The following is a 17,172-nucleotide window of genomic DNA, read 5'->3' as shown; positions in this document are numbered from 1 at the left end:
GTCTCTGCGACTTATTTTAATGAATATGTTCACATTTCCAACGCTCATTCGCTATTGGATCCTGCCTTTTTTCATCATTCTCTGTTCCCTACTGGGCTTTTTGTTAGAGCCGCACAGCAGCGTATGGTTCGCCCTAAAACCGCCTAGCTTTGCGCTCGAAACAAGCTTTACCTTGCTCACTGGCCACTTGTTACACACCAATAGCTGGCATTTACTGCTCAATATCTTGGGCTTTGGGCTGCTTTGGGCACTCCATGGCGAATACTATTACCCCCGCCAATTCGCAGTAGTTTGGTTATTGCTATCGGTTGCAACCAGCATTTGTATCTTAGCCTTTGATAATGTTGCTCAATATGTCGGCCTATCTGGGGTATTACACGGCGTTTTTGTATGGGGTGCGTGCTTGGATATTAAACGTGGTGAATCGACTGGCTGGCTACTACTGCTGGGAGTTGGCATTAAAATCGTTTATGAGCAATGGTTTGACGATGCCGCTAGCATGGCTGCACTCATTGATGCAGCCGTTGCGGTTAATGCTCACCTTTACGGCGCAATTGCCGGTTTAATTATCGGTGTGATGCAAATAGCACTTGCGCCGTCTAAAGCCACGCAAGTGTCACGCCATTAAAGGTGTTGCTCGAATAATTTGTAGATACGGCGATACTCATCTAACCACGAACTAGGTTGGACAAAACCATGTGGTTCAACCGGATATATCGCTGTTTCAAAATTCTCTTTTTCCAATTCAATTAGGCGTTGTACCAAACGAACCACATCCACAAAAAATACGTTGTCATCAATCATTGGCGCATTCATCAGCAATGGTTTTGACAAACCCTCAGCAAAGTAAATCGGCGAGCTGCGACGATAGGCAATCGGGTCGACATCAGGCGTATTTAGAATATTCGAAGTATACGGATGATTATAATGTGCCCAATCACTAACGGGTCTTAGTGCCGCTCCGGCCTGGAATAGATCCGGTTCTGTAAACAGCGCCATAAAAGTCATGAATCCACCATATGAACCACCGTAAGTCCCTACTCGATTGCGGTCAACGTTAGCATTCGCCACTAACCATTCAACACCATCTACCAGATCTTGGGTTTCTGGCGTTCCCATCTGCCGGTAAATCGCTGTTCGCCAATCACGGCCGTAGCCTTTACTGGCGCGATAATCCATATCCATTACAACATAACCTTGCTGAACTAACATGCTGTGAAACATAAATTCACGGAAATAACCCGACCATCCCATATGTGCGTTTTGCAAATAACCCGCGCCGTGGTTAAAAATGACTGCCCGACGGGGTTCAGACTCGTCGACGTTTGTCGGTAAATACACGCGTGAATAGATCGGCGCATCACTGTGTGATGATTCAACCGGTACAATACTCGGTGCGACCCATGGCATGCTAAGAAACTCATCGCTGACAGTGCTGGTAATCTTTACCGGCTGTGTCATTGCATCATCACTGATTACTGAAGTGTACAACTCTGGCGGCATAGTCAGTGTGCTGTGAGTAAGGAGCAACGTGGTGTGATCCGGGCTCAACGAGTAGTCTGTCATACCGTTCAAATCGGTGAGTGCCTGAATCTCACCACCAGATAAAGGCGCGCGATAAATTTCATAAATCCCCGGGTGCTTCACATTAGCTTTAAAATATGCCCATTGCTCATCACGGCTGATGGTAATGTCATCAACTTCAAAACGCCCTTGTGTCAACGCACGCTCTTTACCATCAACGGGTTTGACGTACAGGTGCGAGTATCCACTCTGTTCCGATAAATAGTACAAGCTTGGCGATTCAGGCAACCAACCAAACTGGTTAAATGCGTAGTTTATCCATGCCTCGTCAGATAAACGATGCTGGGTGACTAACCGCTGCTGGTCAAAATCTACCGTTACGATCCAACGATCTTTGTTATCCCACGCCTCAAGCATTATTGCCACGTGTTCACCACTGGTGTGCCACTGAATAGCGGAATGACCATACCAGCTTTGCAAGATACCTATTGCTCTCGGCAACCGGTTAACTTGATAATCCTCACCGCGCGCCGCAGCGTTTTCACGCTTGACCGCTGCAAGTACATCATCGTTATAGCCCGGTAACTGATTCAGCGATAATTCACTGACGGTATTTTGGGCTAAATCTAAAAGCCATAGCTTATGAGTAATGGGCTTTGCATCACTGACGCGACGGCGCACTTCTTCCGCAGCAATACGACCGTTTTCTTGGATGTAATTAGGCATAATGTCAGATTCACTGCGACTTGGTGTGTCTTCTGTACTCACCACTATCACATACTGAGCATTGGGCGAAAGCGCCACTTGTACGTTGCGATGCCCTTCGGTTAAATAAAACGGTGCTGCGGTAATGCCATTATTTTGCGCTTGCAGCTGTGCATCGTAATCCGCTTGCTCCTGCCTTTGGCGACGTTGCAGCGCAACGTATTCAATCAACTCTTGCTGCTCTTGAGCGATAAAATCTGCTGGGGGCCTAACGGCTTGTGGTTTACTTGCATATTGCCATTTCACTAACTCTTCGCGCATTCCATTTGATGGGTCAATGGCGATAAAGCTATTACCAACCTGATAGGCGAGACGTTCATCGCTTAGAAAGGTTAGATTGCGTGGGTAGTCAGAATCTTTAGTTAGCTGGCGTAAAACACCTGAGGAATGGTCGTATAAAAAGATATTGGAATCAAACACCCAAGCAGTTAAATCATTGTTCGCATTTGACACTTGCTGGCTACGATCAACTTGGTGTAATTGCGCCAGTGCAACCTTCTCGCCGTTTCCACTGACTCCGGGGGATGCCAAATAGAAATCCCGCAGATGGCTTCCTACGCGCTTTCGCTCATAAACTAAGTGCTCGCCATTTAAACTCCACGACGGCGCTTCAGGCTGGCGACCTAACCAATCGGGATCAGCCATAATTTGTTCTAGCGTTATAGCTATGTCGTCCTGCATTGCGTTTGAATCAACAACCGGAGTAATAATCGTCGGTTCGGGTTGGCTTGCGGATGGAGGGGCGACAACGTCAACTGTGCCATTTGTTGACTGAGTCGCTGCGCAAGCAGATAAAATTACCGCGCTGCCCATGACGAGTAAAAATTTATGGGTGTTTTTCATTGGATCTACTGAGACTGTTAAAACCGTGCGAAACTATAGCATTAACGATGCGCACAAGGTCAAATGATCTCGTCCTGAAATTTTAGTGAGTTCAACGTTTTAAAATTGTAGTAGGCAGTGATCTTTTTCACTCTAATAGGAATACAACAAACAAAACTCAACAGGAATAAACATGAAACAATTGCTATTGAAACTCAGTATCGCGGCACTGGCACTGACATCGCTTACGACACAGGCGAATGATTGTCCCGACATCTTAAAATTTATGAAGCGCAAATTGAACTCACAAGAAATGGTCAATATGTGTGATGCTTACAAGGGACAAACACTACTGATCGTAAATACGGCAAGTTATTGTGGTTTCACAAAACAGTTTGAGGGTTTAGAGGAGCTATACAGTACGTACAAGGACCAAGGTTTTACTGTCTTGGGCTTCCCAGCCCATAATTTCAATCAAGAAGATGAAGACGAAGGCAAAATTGTTGAACAATGCGTATTAGAGTACGGTGTTCAATTCCCAATGTTCGAGCCACTGTCAGTTGAAGGTGATGACGCAGACCCATTATTTAGACGCCTAGCGGATGAAGCGGGCAAAGCGCCAGAATGGAATTTCTATAAATATCTAGTCGACAAAAAAGGTAATGTGGTTGATTACTATTCCAATTGGACTAGTCCCACTAGCAGCAGTTTGATTAAAGATCTTGAAGCCGCACTGGCGATACAAGACTAGTTAAAAAAAAGCCCCGCTACATGGCGGGGCAACAAGCACACTCAACTTGGAACACACAGTAGGTTTTGCTCAATTACAGTGACCTACAGTTAAATAGACCGGACTAGTTAGCAATAAGTTCCAATATTTTTTCATCGGCTTTTTGCCAAGCTTGCTGGGCTGACTCTTCTCCCATCGCCAAACCTTCGGCATAAACAAACTCAACATCAGTCACACCCAGAAAAGCCCAAAAATTGCGCAGATATTCAGTTTGAGTATCCAGTGCTGTTCCCGCGTACATCCCTCCACGCGCGGCTAAAATCGTCACTTTCTTGCCGTTGAGCAAGCCTTGCGGACCATTTTCTGTGTAAGTAAAAGTTATGCCCGCTCGTGCCAAACGGTCAATCCAAGCCTTTAATGCGCTAGGGATACCAAAATTGTACATGGGTACGCCAAGTACTATTTCATCCGCAGTTTGAACTTCAGCGATGATGTCTTCTGACAATTGCGCCAATTGCTGTTGCTCATCATTACGCGCGGTAGGTTCGACTGCCCATGCAGCCATTTCGCTATCAGTCAGGTGTGGGATGTCTGTGGCTGCTAAGTCACGACGAACCACATTAGTTGTCGTTGTGGTGGCCAATTTATCGAGATAGATATCGACTAATTTAGTTGAATTGCCGGCACCTGTTTGCAAACTGCTTGTAATCGCTAATACGTTTTTCATAATAAACCTCGGTAACTTAATCAGTGGGTATGGCCCAACTATAGTTACTAATATTTAGATTTAAAATCGCATTAAATAACACTTACCGTTCTAATATGTAGAACATAAGTGTTATAACATAACGCAAATGTTAAACATTTGTAATCTTCACCGAATTCCTGATCTAGCAGAGAATCTGCATGCGTAAGCACCTCGAACACATTAAGAGGAAACTACAATGCATAAACTCTCGTTACTTGTAGGCGCGGTTAGTTTATTAGCCCTATCTGGCTGTGGCTCTGACTCGGATGATCTGCCACCGCCCCCCACTCCGCCGGCGCCACCACCACCGCCGGTAACAATTGTTGATGTGGCCGTAGACAATGGTAGCTTCACGACGTTAGTCGCTGCACTAACAGAAGCGCAACTGGTCGATGCTCTTTCAGATCCTGACGCATCCTTTACAGTATTTGCCCCTACTGACGACGCGTTTGCGTTGTTGGGACAAGATGCGATAGATGATTTGCTCGCCAACCAAGATCAACTAACTGATGTACTGACATATCACGTTATTGATGGTGAAGTGAACGCAGAAGCGGCAATAGCAGCCGCTGGTGCAACAGTTGAGATGTTCAACGGAGATAGCGTGGGCCTGTCTTTCGTGAATGACACACTGTTCGTTAACCAAGCAACAGTGACATCAACCGATATTCAAACTGATAACGGGATTATCCATGTGATCGACGCGGTTTTGATGCCGCCTGCTGAGCGCGGTGAACCGACAGCAAACATTGTTGAGACAGCTGTTGCTGCAGGTAGCTTTGAAACACTAGTTGCGGCGGTTGAGGCGGCAGGCCTTGCCGATACTCTAAGCGATCCAAATGCTGAATTTACCGTTTTCGCGCCCACTGATGATGCCTTTGCTATGTTGGGTCAAGATACTATCGACGTGTTACTCGACAATCCTGATGTGCTTGAAGGTATACTCCTCCAGCACGTAGTGCCAGGTACAGTAAACTCGATTACCGCGTTCAGCTTGGTGGGCCAGTCACCAGAAACAGCTTCCGGTGCAACTATCCCCGTAGGCTTAAATGCTGATACTGATTTGTTGACATTTGGCGGAGCTAACATTGTAACAACCGATATATACACTACCAACGGCGTGATTCATGTTATTGATATGGTAGTCGTCGCTGACGTTGAAGTTCCCGCGCCCCCGGTCTCTATCGTTGATGTAGCGGTTGAGAATGGCAGCTTTACAACACTAGTTGCAGCTCTACAGGCAACAGGCCTTGATACTGTATTAGCCAACACTGATGAACAATTTACAGTATTCGCACCAACTGATGCAGCATTCGCGTTACTAGGCCAAGACGCCATTGACGACCTATTAATGGACACAGCAGCATTATCTAATATTTTGCAATATCACGTAATCTCGGGGGCGACTATCCTTCAAGACGCGGCAGTAACGGTTGCCCAATCTAACGATAGCTTGGTTACAATGACCAATATGCAAGATGCTGCACTATCGCTAAGCGGCTCCGATTTATACGTCAATGCGTCGCGCGTAGCACTTGCAGACGTGATGGCCGATAACGGCGTTATTCACGTGGTTGATCAAGTGATTTTGCCGCCTGCTGACCGCGGTGAGCCGACCCAAAATATTGCAGAGGTGGTAGTTAGTAACGCCAATTTCAGTACCTTACTGGCAGCGTTAGATATCGCAGGTCTAGATACAACTCTAGCCGATGAGATGGAAACATTCACGGTGTTCGCGCCAACCAACGCAGCATTTGATAAAATCGAAGACATGGCACTTGATGGTCTGCTTGCAGATACAGATGCTCTGACCAATGTGTTGCTACAGCACGTAATCATCGGCGCAGAAGTTAACTCATTAGGCGCATATGCAGCTAATGGTTCTAATGTTGATACCGCGGCTATGGAAGATGTTTCGGTCGCGATCGTAAACTTTGCTCAGGCTGAAAACACCGATTCAACGGAAGTCAGCTATGATGCTGTCAACCAACGCTTGGTCGGTGGTCTAGGTTCTGATAATCCTGGCTTCACGTTATACACGTTCGACAATGACCTAGGTACTGGTGGTAGCGCTTGTGTTGACGGTTGTGCGACTAACTGGCCACCGGTGATTGTCACTGACGGTGATGTTTCATCAATCCCTGGTTTGTCTGTCATTGAACGCGGAGATGGCTCAATGCAAGCGGCTTATCAAGGACGCCCATTGTACTTCTTTGCCAACGATACGGCCGCTGGTGATACCAATGGTCAAGGTGTAGGTGATGTTTGGTACACCGTTGATCAGCCACAGGTTGCTTTGCAAATCCAAGGTTCAAATGTCACCACAACTGATATTTATACGACCAACGGTGTTATTCATGTGATCGATACGGTCATTACCGAAACACTCGAGTAAAAACATGTAGAACGAAAAAGGCCGCAGTATCTGCGGCCTTTTTTGAATTTTGATTGCCTGAATAAAAGGTAGACTCAAACTGAATCTTATTTACCTAACTGATTAAACGCTTGGGTGAAGTCAGCAATTAAATCATCAATATCTTCAATACCTATTGAAAAGCGGATCATAGTGTCACTGATCCCCATTGCTGCTCGCGCCTCTGGCCCATTTTCATAGAAGATTGTCGACGCCACAGGTAATGCCAATGTTCGCGTATCCCCCAAATGAGTGGCCGACAACACCAGGTTTAACTCATTCAAAAACGCCACGGGATCGATATGATCGGCCAGTTCAAGACTTAAAATAGCACCAAATGATGAGAATAGTTGACGCGCTATGAAGTGCTGAGGATGTTCGGCGAGCCCAGGATAAAAAACCTGCTTAACTTGCGAGTGTGAGTTTAACCAAGTTGCTAACTGCAGAGCATTTTCACAGGCTTTGTTCAGTCGCAAAGCCAATGTTTCCATCCCCACCGATAAACGACTCGCAGAATCCGGCGCCAATGTCGCACCAATATCGCGTAAGCCGCGCTTCTTAATTTGCGTTAGCCCCCACTGTGAGTCGTCAGCACCTTTATAGGCTGCATGGATGTTGTCAAAGTTACGCCAATCAAACAAGCCGGTGTCAACTACAGATCCTCCTAATACGTTGCCGTGGCCGCCGATATACTTAGTCAAAGAACTGACTAAAAGGCTAGCTTTCACATTTTTAGCGTCAAACAAATACGCCGGAGTCATGGTGTTATCGAGCACAAACAGTAACTTATTTTCCGCACAAAACTTGCCAATTGCCTCACAATCACTCACTTGAGTTACAGGGTTGGCGATGGTTTCACAAAATACCATTTTGGTATCAGGTGCATAGGCGTCAACCACATTGCGAATGTCAGTAACATCGACGTAACTGATCCGTACACCAAAATCTTCGAGCGTCTGCATCAAACTGCGTGTGTTACCAAACAAAAACTGCGAAACAATGATGTGATCACCGCCACGCAACAACGCCATTAATGTACTGGCAATCGCAGCCATACCTGTGGCAAAACACAAGGCTCCAACACCACTTTCCATATGGTTAAGCATATTTTGCAGTGCAGATACCGAACCTGACGACGAACGCGAGTAAACATGGCCTAATTTTTTACCTTGGAATACGTCTACAAGCTCCTGCGCATCCTGATATTCAAATAAAACCGATTGCGTTGTAGAACTATGCGCGCCGCCAAATTCTGGCGAATTGAGTTGCCTATCTGCATGTATCAGTTGCGTAGTGAAACCGCGTTTTGCCAAAATTTATTGCTCCGAATATTTTACCTTGTCAGGGTACTTTGCATTTATGTCAATAAAGAACGAATACACAGTATGCATATTGTCTTCGATACCGTTGTGGTGTTCTAAACTGGGGCCGAATTTAACAGTCTTGTGCTTAAAGTCAAAGCCGACAAGTACTACGGGGACCTGTGCCTTATGTGCAATCGCTAAAAAGCCAGTCTTCCATGGATAGATTGGCGACCGTGTTCCCTCTGGTGCCACCGCTAGGATCATCTTATCAGATTGATTAAATGCATCCACCACTTGATCGACAATACCGTGTGGACTGCGACGATCTACTGGCATGCCACCAATAAACTCTAACAATTGTTTAATCACCGGAATGAAAATTGTGTGCTTACCTAAGAATCGGATTTTGATCCGCAGGGCAAACAAAACGGCTAAGCCCAAAAAGAAGTCCCAGTTTGACGTATGGGGCGCTACCGCAATAACCATTTTCGGATAACGTGGTAAGCTGCCTTCGATTTTCCAGCCAGTAATGCGTAACAAAGTTCGTCCCAACCACCCCGAAAAAGCATTGCCACCACTTGGCGGTGATTGACTATCATTGTTTGGCTGATTTGAATTCGAACCCATTTTATTATTGTTGTGTAATTTTTCTGGTCGCATCTCGGTCACTACGGCACAATGTGATTAGAAATAATAAGTTAATAGATTAACGCTTATGCCGCCAGATTGCATAATCGAACAGAACTAAACTATGTGTATTTTGTTTATTGCGGTTAACCAACACCCAAAGTATCCGTTAATCATCGCTGCTAATCGCGATGAGTTTCATCAACGCCCTACGCAAAGCAGCCGTTTCTGGCCTGAATGCGAAAACCTATTAGCTGGCCGTGATGTAAAGGCCGGAGGCACTTGGATGGGTGTTACGCGTAACGGTAGAATAGCCGCATTAACCAATATTCGTGACCCAAAACGACAGAATGACCAGGCCAAGTCGCGGGGTGAACTGACGGTAAACTATTTACTCGGTAATTCTGGCTATTCAGACTTTGCCCAACAGTTACAAAATACGGCTGATGATTACAATGGCTACAACTTGCTATATGGCGACATCAAGCGCGGGCAATTACAAGTATTCAACAACCACTCACTGCAATTACAAACATTAAAAAACGGGTATTATGGTTTATCAAATGCGAGCCTCAATACGCCGTGGCCTAAAATTGAACGGGGTAAACTTGCCTTAGCCGATTATTGTGAGACACACAAAGAGCTCAATATCGAAGCGCTTTTTGCCTTGCTCGGCGATCAAACCAAAGCTGAAGATCATTTGTTACCTGACACTGGCGTACCCAGTGAATGGGAAAAACAATTGTCGTCGATATTCATTCAAGGTGAACAATACGGCACGCGGACCAGCACTCTATTAATTGTCGATCAGCATAGCCATGTAAACTGGTACGAGCGCAATTTTAACGCCAGCGCCATTGTCGAGAATGAAGCCGCATACGAATTCAGCCTCGAAAGTTAAAAAAACCATTAAATAACCATATTAGTGCTAGTTATTGACAAGCGCGTAGTGTCATAATGCCAGCCGCCTATCTAATCAATCAACCAAAGAGGAAATACTCGTGTTCGACGTGCTACCGCAACTCGCCCCTGATCCAATACTAGGTTTGTCTGCTGCCTATAAAAAAGATCCGAACCCCAATAAAATCGATTTGGGTGTTGGCGTTTACAAAGATGAGCAAGGCAATACTCCGATTGTATCTGCCGTAGCTAAAGCTGCGCGTCGTTTGATTGAGACAGAAACAAGTAAGACCTACATTACTCCACAGGGCGTACAAGGCTTTATCGACAATATGTTGACCTTGATTTTAGGGCAAAGCCACCCTGCACTATTGGCAGATCGCGTGGCCGCAGTACAAGCGCCAGGTGGTTGTGGTGCCCTACGTATATTGGCTGAGTTGCTTACTCGCGTGAACAAAGATCTAACGGTTTGGGTCAGTGATCCAACGTGGGCGAATCATATTCCACTAATTGGCAATGCCGGTCTTGCGATCAAGACCTATCCGTACTTCGACAAAGACTCAGCATCAATCAAGTTTGACGCGATGATCGATGCGCTAAAAACCATTCCGAAAGGCGATGTTGTATTGTTCCACGGCTGCTGTCACAACCCCACGGGTGGAGACTTAACGCAAGAGCAGTGGTGTGAAGTCCTTGCGGTTACACAGCAGCAGGGTTTCTTACCGTTTTTCGATATTGCTTATCAAGGTTTCGGCGATGGCTTAGATACCGACGCTTACGCCGTACGCCTGTTCGTAGAAACCTTGCCTGAAGTTATCATTGCCGCCTCGTGCAGCAAGAACTTTGGCTTATATCGCGAACGTGTTGGATTAGCAGCAATTGTAGGTGAAACAAGCGCAGTGAAAACTATAGCGCAATCACAAATCCAAAGCGTTGCACGCGGTATTTATTCAATGCCACCGAGTTATGGCGGTGCATTGGTTGATATCATTTTGAGCGATGCAGAGTTAAAACAAGAATGGATTAACGAAGTTGATGAAATGCGTGAGCGCATGAAGTCATTGCGTGGTTTGTTAGCAAATGCACTAAACAGTAACCAAGATAAGCAAGATTTTGAATTTGTTAATCAACAAAAAGGCATGTTCTCATACTTGTGTATTAGCCCAGAGCAAGTACGCGCAATGCGCGACCAGCACAGCGTTTACTTTGTGGATAGCAGTCGGGTAAATATTGCTGGCATCAACCAAAACAATGTTGAGCGCCTAGCTGAAGCCTTAATCGCTGTTCTATAAGCTTTATTGTATGGTGGCTCGTGCGAGCCACCTGTCTAAACTGTTCGCAAATCCTTGCTTTTCTTTCTGCCCGTAGCTGCGCTGCCCTCCGGTGTGTTCGCCACTAGCGCGCATGGTATCCATAAAATCACGCATATTCAGTTGCGCCCTGATACTGCTGCGATCGTACATTTCACCCCTTGGGTTTAGTGCATCTACGCCATTAGCGATAACTTCAGCAGCTAGAGGAATATCAGAGGTAATAACCAAATCGCCGGGTTTAGCCGATTGCGCGATGTGATCATCAGCAATGTCAAAACCTTTGGGAACAACAATACTTTGGATTTGTTTATCTGGTGGCGTACGCAAACTTTGATTCGCCACCAAATACACCGGCATTTTGGTGCGTTGGGACGCTTTGAATAGTATATCACGGGCCAACACTGGACACGCGTCAGCATCGACCCAGATCGCCATTAAGCTAAGAACCCGCCGTCAACGACAACCGTTGTGCCGGTTGTATAACTCGAAGCATCAGATACCAAATACAGCACTGTACCCGCCATCTCTTCAGGCTGTGCAGTGCGTCCTAGTGGTATTTGCATAAGTGCCGTTTTCAAGATCTTCTCATTAGTTGTCAGTGCTGACGCAAACTTGGTCTCTGTAAGACCTGGTAATAGCGCGTTTACGCGAATATTAAAGCGACCACACTCTTTAGCGAAGGATTGGGTCATACTAATTACGGCAGCCTTAGTAATCGAATAAATCCCCTGCATATCGCCTGGACGTTTACCATTAACTGACGCCGTATTGAGAATAACACCACCGCCCTGCTCGCGCATCATCTTGCCAGCTTCGATCGACATAAAGAAATAACCGCGAATGTTTACATCGACGGTTTTTTCATAGGCGGCAATGTCCGTATCAAGGATGTGGCCGAAATACGGATTTGCTGCAGCGTTATTAACTAAAATGTCTAGCTGACCAAACTCCGCTTTTATCTGTTCAAACGCTGCGCTAATTTGTGCCATCTCACCGACGTGACAAGCCAATGCCGATGCTTTACCACCCGCTTCGACTATGCTGTCTGCGACTGTTTGGCAGTCATCAATTTTACGACTTGATACGATAACATGTGCACCATACTGTGCGAGCAAACGAGCAATCGCCTCTCCGATGCCGCGACTAGCACCTGTAACTAAAGCAACCTTTCCGGTTAAATCAAATAAATTTTGCATAACTGTTCCTGTTATTAAGCCAGCATTCCGCCGTCGAGCACTACGTTTTGACCTGTCATAAAGCTTGATTCATCTGAGCTCAACCAAGCAATAGCGTAAGCGATCTCTTCTACTTTGCCTAAACGTTTCATCGGATTGGCACCAACTATAGCGCGTTGCGCTTTTTCATCTACACGTTTCAGGGTATTTTGTACCATTGGCGTGTCAACAAAACTTGGACAAATTGCATTACAGCGAATATTCGCACGGGCAAATTCAACTGCTGCAGCTTTAGTAAGACCGATAACTCCGTGCTTCGCTGCGCTGTACGCTGATAACATCGGTGACGAGCGCAAGCCCGCGACCGAAGCGATATTGATAATTTGACCGTTGCCTTGTTTCAACATCACTGGCAAAGCTGCGCGCATACAGTGCCAAACGCCGGCTAAGTTAATTGCTATATTGCGATCGAAATCCGCCTGTGGCACTTCTAGCATGTTGTTTGGGTTGTGATCGACTCCGGCGTTGTTGATCATTACGTCAATACCACCAAGCTTTGCACAGCCTTCTTTGATAAGCTCACCCACTGCATTTACATCAGCAACATCGGTTGCATAAAAGTGTGCAGTTGCACCGCTTTCGTTGAGCTCCGCAGCAAGTGCCTGTCCATCTTGTTCGTTGACATCACTAATTAATACTGCTGCACCGCGACTGGCGAGTACCCTAGCACTGGCCGCACCAATCCCTGATGCACCACCGGTAATTACAATTCGTTTTCCTGATACTGACATCGACTACGCCTCGTTCGGGTGGTCAACTTTGAGCACAAGCTTGCCAAAGTTATCACCGTTAAATAGCATCATTAAGGTTTCTGGGAAGTTTTCTAATCCCTCGACCACATGCTCTTTAGCTTTTAGCTTACCCTGCATGATCCAGCCCGCCATTTCTTGCGCAGCTTTACCGTAGTTAGCGGCGTTATCAAATACGACAATACCTTCCATGCGGGCGCGATTAACTAGTAAAGACAAGTAATTCGATGGGCCTTTAACCGGCGTAGTATTGTTGTATTGACTGATCGCACCGCAGATAACGATACGTGCCTTAAAGTTAATCCGAGTTAACACATCATCTAAGATCTCACCGCCAACGTTATCAAAATAGACGTCTACCCCATTCGGACATTCGCGCTTTAAGCCTTTCTTAACATCTTCATTTTTGTAATCGATAGCGCCATCGAAGCCTAGCTCGTTGATCAAGTAATCACATTTATCCTGACCACCAGCAATGCCAACGACTCGGCAACCTTTGATCTTGGCAATCTGACCCACCACTGTGCCAACAGCACCAGCAGCACCAGAGACCACAACGGTTTCACCTTCTTGTGGATTGCCGGTATCAAGGATCCCAAAATACGCGGTCATGCCTGGCATGCCCAACACGCCTAGGTAGCGCTGTAGCGGCGCAAGTGATGGGTCAACTTTATGCACGCCTTTAGTACTCACCACAGCATACTCTTGAACACCGAAATGACCGTACACGAAATCACCTTTAGCGAAATTTGGATCCGTGGACTCAAGTACCTCACCGACTGTGCCTGCGCGCATGACTTCGCCAATGCCTACCGGCTCAATATAGGATTTACCATCGTTCATCCACCCGCGCATGGCTGGGTCTAAAGAGATGTAATCGATTCGCACCAAGATTTCACGTTCACCTAACGCTGGGGTTTCTGTTGTTACAAAAGACCAATTGTCTTTCGTTGGTGCGCCCACTGGACGTGACGCTAATAAGTACTGTCTGTTTTGCATAGTTTGTGTCCTTTTATAGTAATTGTTAGTTGCCTTAGAACCACTCGGCTTGCATTGAGTCACAGGTATCATCGAGCGCCTTAAGTAGGGCAAAGTCGCGTTCGATCAGGGGGAGTTCCCAACGTAAATAGTAGTCGGCAGCGTGTAATTTACCTGCGTAAAAATGATATTTCGGATTGTCAGTATCTAGCTCACTCATTTGTTTTTCAGCGGCTGTTGCTTGACGGATCCACATCCAACTCATTACCACCGAAGAGAAAATGTTCATAAAACACTGGGCGTCGCTTAATAGCGCCGATTGTTTTTCAGACTGTAAGCTCTGGCCGATATGACCAATGATCTGTTCAAGTTTGCCGAGGTATGGGTGTAGCTGTGCCACTAATGCGGCACTTCGCGGCAAAGTGGCTTGGGCTAAGTCTTGCTGAAGCACTTTTTGGAAGGCGCGTAAACCTTGTTGTTGATTTTGCCACAACTTACGAGTCATTAGATCCAGCGCTTGAATACCGTTCGTTCCTTCGTGGATAGGGTTTAGACGATTATCACGCCAGCATTGTTCAACGGGATATTCACGCGTATAGCCCGCCCCGCCTAACACTTGGATGGCCAAATCGTTAGCTTTGGGACCAAATTCAGAGGGCCAGGCTTTACAAACTGGGGTTAATAGGTCGAGTAGTTCAGCAGTGGCCGTTTTGTCTGCGCCCTCTTCCATGCTGGTGAGATCATCGACAAGTTTAGCGCCATAGAAGCACAGTGCCATACCGCCTTCGGTGTAGGCCTTTTGGGCCAACAACATGCGACGCACATCACCGTGTTCAATAATGGGTACGGCGGGATCTGCTGGGCCTGTGTGCGGTGGTTTACGCCCTTGAACGCGATCTTTAGCATATTCCAAAGAATAGCGATAACCGCGGTAACCAATCATTGCAGCACCGAAACCAACGCCAATGCGCGCTTCGTTCATCATCATAAACATATAGCGCAAACCTTGGTGCGGTTCTCCCACTAAATAGCCATGACAATCATCGTTTTCGCCGAAGGTTAGTGCCGTAGAGGTGGTACCGCGATAACCCATTTTGTGAATGAGTCCAGCGAGAGTGACGTCGTTTTTCGCACCAATTTGTTCGTCCTCGGTTAGACGATATTTAGGGACAATAAACAATGAAATACCTTTAACTCCTGCCGGACCACCGGGGATCTTAGCCAGTACCAAGTGAATGATATTGCTGGATAACTCGTGCTCTCCACCACTGATGTAAATTTTACTGCCTTTGAGGCGATACGTACCGTCATCCTGCGGTGTAGCCGACGTGCGGATATCGGCCAATGATGAACCCGCATGTGGTTCTGTTAATGCCATTGTGCCGGTGAATTCACCGGTCAACATACGTGGCATATAACGGTGTTTAAGTTCATCACCTGCAAAGTGACAAATCACATTCGCCGCGGCCGCGGTTAGAAACGGATACGCGGTTGATGATGGGTTAGCCGCCATAAAGTAACTGGCACATGCCGTCATTACAGTTTCTGGTAATTGCATCCCGCCGTCTTCAAAGCTATAACGCCCGGCAATAAAACCGGCTTCTCGATAGGTATCGAAAGCGATCTTCACTTCATCCATCATCGATACTTTCTGACCGTCGAATACCGGCTCATTTTTATCGGCTTCAGCGTTGTGCGGTAAGAACTGCTCTTCAGCTATTTGCTCAGCCGTATCCAGAATGGCTGCGATAGAACCTCGATCATGATCAGAAAAATATGGGCGTTGCAGAACGCTGTCTAAATCTAAGTTTTGAAACAACTGGAATTCCAGTTCGTCGCGAGGGACAAGTAGGTTTGCCATAGCAGTAACTCTAGTAACACCAAAAGCTCTATTCTGGCATGTAGCTGAGCTAAAAATAATTGTCACTTACGACATATTTATGGCCTATAATGCCACCTATCATTTATCTCAATAGAGCACACTTCATTCGTTTTATGGAAGCAGTGAACCAGACCAGCAATAGCCCTTTTGTAGTCACTATAGTTGGATTTGATGACGCCCTCGCCTCATCCATTACTGGTGCCATGGACATGTTTGCACTCGCTGGTGTTGCATGGCAGCGAATCCATCAGGAACCCATTCAACAATACTTTACCGTGCAATTAGCCAGCTTAGATGGCACACCAATCCATTGCATCAACCAACACGTATTGCAGGCCTCTGTGGCGCTCGATAGAGTCCAACAGTCGGATATTGTCATGATCCCAACAATTGGTGGTGAGATTGGCCACGTGTTGGAGCAAACCCGTGGTTTATTACCTCATCTTATTCGCCTACATCGAGCCGGTTCTGATTTGGCGAGTAACTGTACCGGTGCGTTTATTCTTGCCAACGCAGGTTTGCTCGATGGACGCAAAACTACCACGCATTGGGGTTATGCCGAGCAATTTCTAACCATGTTTCCCAAGGCTCTCTTACAACCCCAACAGTTGATCACTGAAGATGAACGAGTGTTCTGTGCCGGAGGTGGCATGGCTTGGTTTGATTTGGTGTTGAAACTGATTGAGCGATACTGTGGGCAACGCGTTGCGGCAGACACCGCTAAGACGCATGTAGTAGATTTTAACCGCGGTCAACAAGCCGCTTATGCCCCTTTACAACGGCGCAAGTTTCACCATGACCAAGAAATCTCTGAACTACAAGATTGGCTTGAACAACAATACCGGACAAACATCAGTATTGAGTCCATGGCGGTACGCATAGCGTTAACTCCGCGAACGATGATCCGCCGGTTTAAGCGCGCAACAGGCCAAACACCACAGCAGTACCTGCAATTCTTGCGCGTTGAAGAAGCCAAGCGCCTATTGGGCTATGACGACATGCCGATCAGCCAGATCGTGAATGAAATCGGCTATGAAGATGTGAGTTCATTCACCCGATTATTTAAGCGTTTGACCGGATTTTCGCCCGGTTATTACCGTAAATCGTTTCAAAAGATTAATATCGTCTAGATAAGCTTCCGGCTACTGGTATAATGAGTTCCGGCCGGCTCCCATCGGCTAC

15 protein-coding genes are annotated in these 17,172 nt (G+C 46.4%); 6 read left to right on the top strand and 9 right to left on the bottom strand.

From position 1 onward, the window contains the following. The first annotated feature begins 19 nt into the window (after window positions 1-19). A complete protein-coding gene (rrtA, locus tag QTP81_RS09145; RefSeq protein WP_289365048.1) occupies window positions 20-628 on the top strand; it encodes a rhombosortase in 609 nt (202 codons plus the stop codon). On the opposite strand, the gene QTP81_RS09140 is transcribed toward rrtA, so the two are convergent. Further along, the gene (locus tag QTP81_RS09140; protein ID WP_289365047.1) at window positions 625-3,132 is read right to left on the bottom strand and encodes a S9 family peptidase; all 2,508 of its coding nucleotides are present in this window, start codon (window positions 3,130-3,132) and stop codon (window positions 625-627) included. The two genes, rrtA and QTP81_RS09140, sit on opposite strands and share 4 nt — an antisense overlap. A 172-nt stretch (window positions 3,133-3,304) precedes the next feature. Here QTP81_RS09140 and QTP81_RS09135 point away from each other — a divergent pair, with 172 nt between their 5' ends. Beyond that, window positions 3,305-3,862 (top strand): glutathione peroxidase, encoded by a 558-nt coding sequence (locus tag QTP81_RS09135; RefSeq protein ID WP_289365046.1) that lies wholly within the window; start codon window positions 3,305-3,307, stop codon window positions 3,860-3,862. A 103-nt stretch (window positions 3,863-3,965) separates the two neighbouring features. Here QTP81_RS09135 and QTP81_RS09130 read toward each other — a convergent pair whose 3' ends face one another. Beyond that, the gene (locus QTP81_RS09130) at window positions 3,966-4,568 is read right to left on the bottom strand and encodes an FMN-dependent NADH-azoreductase (protein WP_289365045.1); all 603 of its coding nucleotides are present in this window, start codon (window positions 4,566-4,568) and stop codon (window positions 3,966-3,968) included. 217 nt (window positions 4,569-4,785) lie between these two features. Here QTP81_RS09130 and QTP81_RS09125 point away from each other — a divergent pair, with 217 nt between their 5' ends. After that, a complete protein-coding gene (locus tag QTP81_RS09125) occupies window positions 4,786-6,984 on the top strand; it encodes a fasciclin domain-containing protein (protein WP_289365044.1) in 2,199 nt (732 codons plus the stop codon). A gap of 86 nt (window positions 6,985-7,070) precedes the next feature. Here the strand turns inward: QTP81_RS09125 and QTP81_RS09120 are convergent, their stop codons facing one another. Together QTP81_RS09120 and QTP81_RS09115 are read right to left on the bottom strand one after the other, a co-directional pair. Then, a complete protein-coding gene (locus QTP81_RS09120; RefSeq protein ID WP_289365043.1) occupies window positions 7,071-8,315 on the bottom strand; it encodes a cystathionine gamma-synthase family protein in 1,245 nt (414 codons plus the stop codon). Between the two features lie 3 nt (window positions 8,316-8,318). Continuing rightward, entirely contained in the window at window positions 8,319-8,966 is a 648-nt protein-coding gene (locus QTP81_RS09115) for a lysophospholipid acyltransferase family protein (RefSeq protein WP_289365625.1), read from the bottom strand. A gap of 91 nt (window positions 8,967-9,057) precedes the next feature. On the opposite strand from QTP81_RS09115, the gene QTP81_RS09110 reads away from it, so the two are divergent. Next, window positions 9,058-9,834, top strand: a complete 777-nt coding sequence (locus tag QTP81_RS09110) for an NRDE family protein (RefSeq protein ID WP_289365042.1) — start codon at window positions 9,058-9,060, stop codon at window positions 9,832-9,834. Window positions 9,835-9,934: 100 nt separating this feature from the next. Then, complete coding sequence (locus QTP81_RS09105; RefSeq protein ID WP_289365041.1) at window positions 9,935-11,125, top strand: amino acid aminotransferase; 1,191 nt, start codon at window positions 9,935-9,937, stop codon at window positions 11,123-11,125. 3 nt (window positions 11,126-11,128) lie between these two features. On the opposite strand, the gene QTP81_RS09100 is transcribed toward QTP81_RS09105, so the two are convergent. The 5 genes from QTP81_RS09100 to QTP81_RS09080 are packed head-to-tail and all read right to left on the bottom strand — an operon-like array spanning window position 11,129 to window position 15,969. Next, window positions 11,129-11,581, bottom strand: coding sequence for a YaiI/YqxD family protein (locus QTP81_RS09100; RefSeq protein ID WP_289365040.1), 453 nt, complete (start codon window positions 11,579-11,581; stop codon window positions 11,129-11,131). Further along, window positions 11,581-12,342, bottom strand: coding sequence for an SDR family oxidoreductase (locus QTP81_RS09095; RefSeq protein WP_289365039.1), 762 nt, complete (start codon window positions 12,340-12,342; stop codon window positions 11,581-11,583). Before QTP81_RS09095 ends, QTP81_RS09100 begins: the two co-directional genes overlap by 1 nt. A gap of 14 nt (window positions 12,343-12,356) precedes the next feature. Continuing rightward, window positions 12,357-13,112, bottom strand: a complete 756-nt coding sequence (locus QTP81_RS09090; protein WP_289365038.1) for an SDR family NAD(P)-dependent oxidoreductase — start codon at window positions 13,110-13,112, stop codon at window positions 12,357-12,359. 3 nt (window positions 13,113-13,115) lie between these two features. Next, window positions 13,116-14,129, bottom strand: coding sequence for an NADP-dependent oxidoreductase (locus QTP81_RS09085; RefSeq protein WP_289365037.1), 1,014 nt, complete (start codon window positions 14,127-14,129; stop codon window positions 13,116-13,118). Between the two features lie 34 nt (window positions 14,130-14,163). After that, on the bottom strand, window positions 14,164-15,969 hold the full coding sequence (locus QTP81_RS09080; RefSeq protein WP_289365036.1) for an acyl-CoA dehydrogenase: 1,806 nt from the start codon (window positions 15,967-15,969) through the stop codon (window positions 14,164-14,166). Between the two features lie 89 nt (window positions 15,970-16,058). Here QTP81_RS09080 and QTP81_RS09075 point away from each other — a divergent pair, with 89 nt between their 5' ends. Next, the gene (locus QTP81_RS09075; RefSeq protein ID WP_353059723.1) at window positions 16,059-17,120 is read left to right on the top strand and encodes a GlxA family transcriptional regulator; all 1,062 of its coding nucleotides are present in this window, start codon (window positions 16,059-16,061) and stop codon (window positions 17,118-17,120) included. Window positions 17,121-17,172 lie beyond the last annotated feature (52 nt).

Source organism: Neoalteromonas arenosi (assembly GCF_030362855.1).
Lineage (GTDB): Bacteria > Pseudomonadota > Gammaproteobacteria > Enterobacterales > Alteromonadaceae > Alteromonas_E > Alteromonas_E arenosi.
The sequence above is the reverse complement of the archived record's forward strand: the minus strand, read 5'-3'. Positions and strand labels throughout refer to the sequence as shown.

What these genes read in the sequence shown, in the direction of transcription:
- rrtA (WP_289365048.1), top strand. Translation starts at nt 20, where the DNA reads ATGAATATGTTCACATTTCCAACGCTCATTCGCTATTGGATCCTGCCT.
- QTP81_RS09140 (WP_289365047.1), bottom strand. Translation starts at nt 3,132, where the DNA reads ATGAAAAACACCCATAAATTTTTACTCGTCATGGGCAGCGCGGTAATT.
- QTP81_RS09135 (WP_289365046.1), top strand. Translation starts at nt 3,305, where the DNA reads ATGAAACAATTGCTATTGAAACTCAGTATCGCGGCACTGGCACTGACA.
- QTP81_RS09130 (WP_289365045.1), bottom strand. Translation starts at nt 4,568, where the DNA reads ATGAAAAACGTATTAGCGATTACAAGCAGTTTGCAAACAGGTGCCGGC.
- QTP81_RS09125 (WP_289365044.1), top strand. Translation starts at nt 4,786, where the DNA reads ATGCATAAACTCTCGTTACTTGTAGGCGCGGTTAGTTTATTAGCCCTA.
- QTP81_RS09115 (WP_289365625.1), bottom strand. Translation starts at nt 8,966, where the DNA reads ATGCGACCAGAAAAATTACACAACAATAATAAAATGGGTTCGAATTCA.
- QTP81_RS09110 (WP_289365042.1), top strand. Translation starts at nt 9,058, where the DNA reads ATGTGTATTTTGTTTATTGCGGTTAACCAACACCCAAAGTATCCGTTA.
- QTP81_RS09100 (WP_289365040.1), bottom strand. Translation starts at nt 11,581, where the DNA reads ATGGCGATCTGGGTCGATGCTGACGCGTGTCCAGTGTTGGCCCGTGAT.
- QTP81_RS09095 (WP_289365039.1), bottom strand. Translation starts at nt 12,342, where the DNA reads ATGCAAAATTTATTTGATTTAACCGGAAAGGTTGCTTTAGTTACAGGT.
- QTP81_RS09090 (WP_289365038.1), bottom strand. Translation starts at nt 13,112, where the DNA reads ATGTCAGTATCAGGAAAACGAATTGTAATTACCGGTGGTGCATCAGGG.
- QTP81_RS09085 (WP_289365037.1), bottom strand. Translation starts at nt 14,129, where the DNA reads ATGCAAAACAGACAGTACTTATTAGCGTCACGTCCAGTGGGCGCACCA.
- QTP81_RS09080 (WP_289365036.1), bottom strand. Translation starts at nt 15,969, where the DNA reads ATGGCAAACCTACTTGTCCCTCGCGACGAACTGGAATTCCAGTTGTTT.
- QTP81_RS09075 (WP_353059723.1), top strand. Translation starts at nt 16,059, where the DNA reads ATGCCACCTATCATTTATCTCAATAGAGCACACTTCATTCGTTTTATG.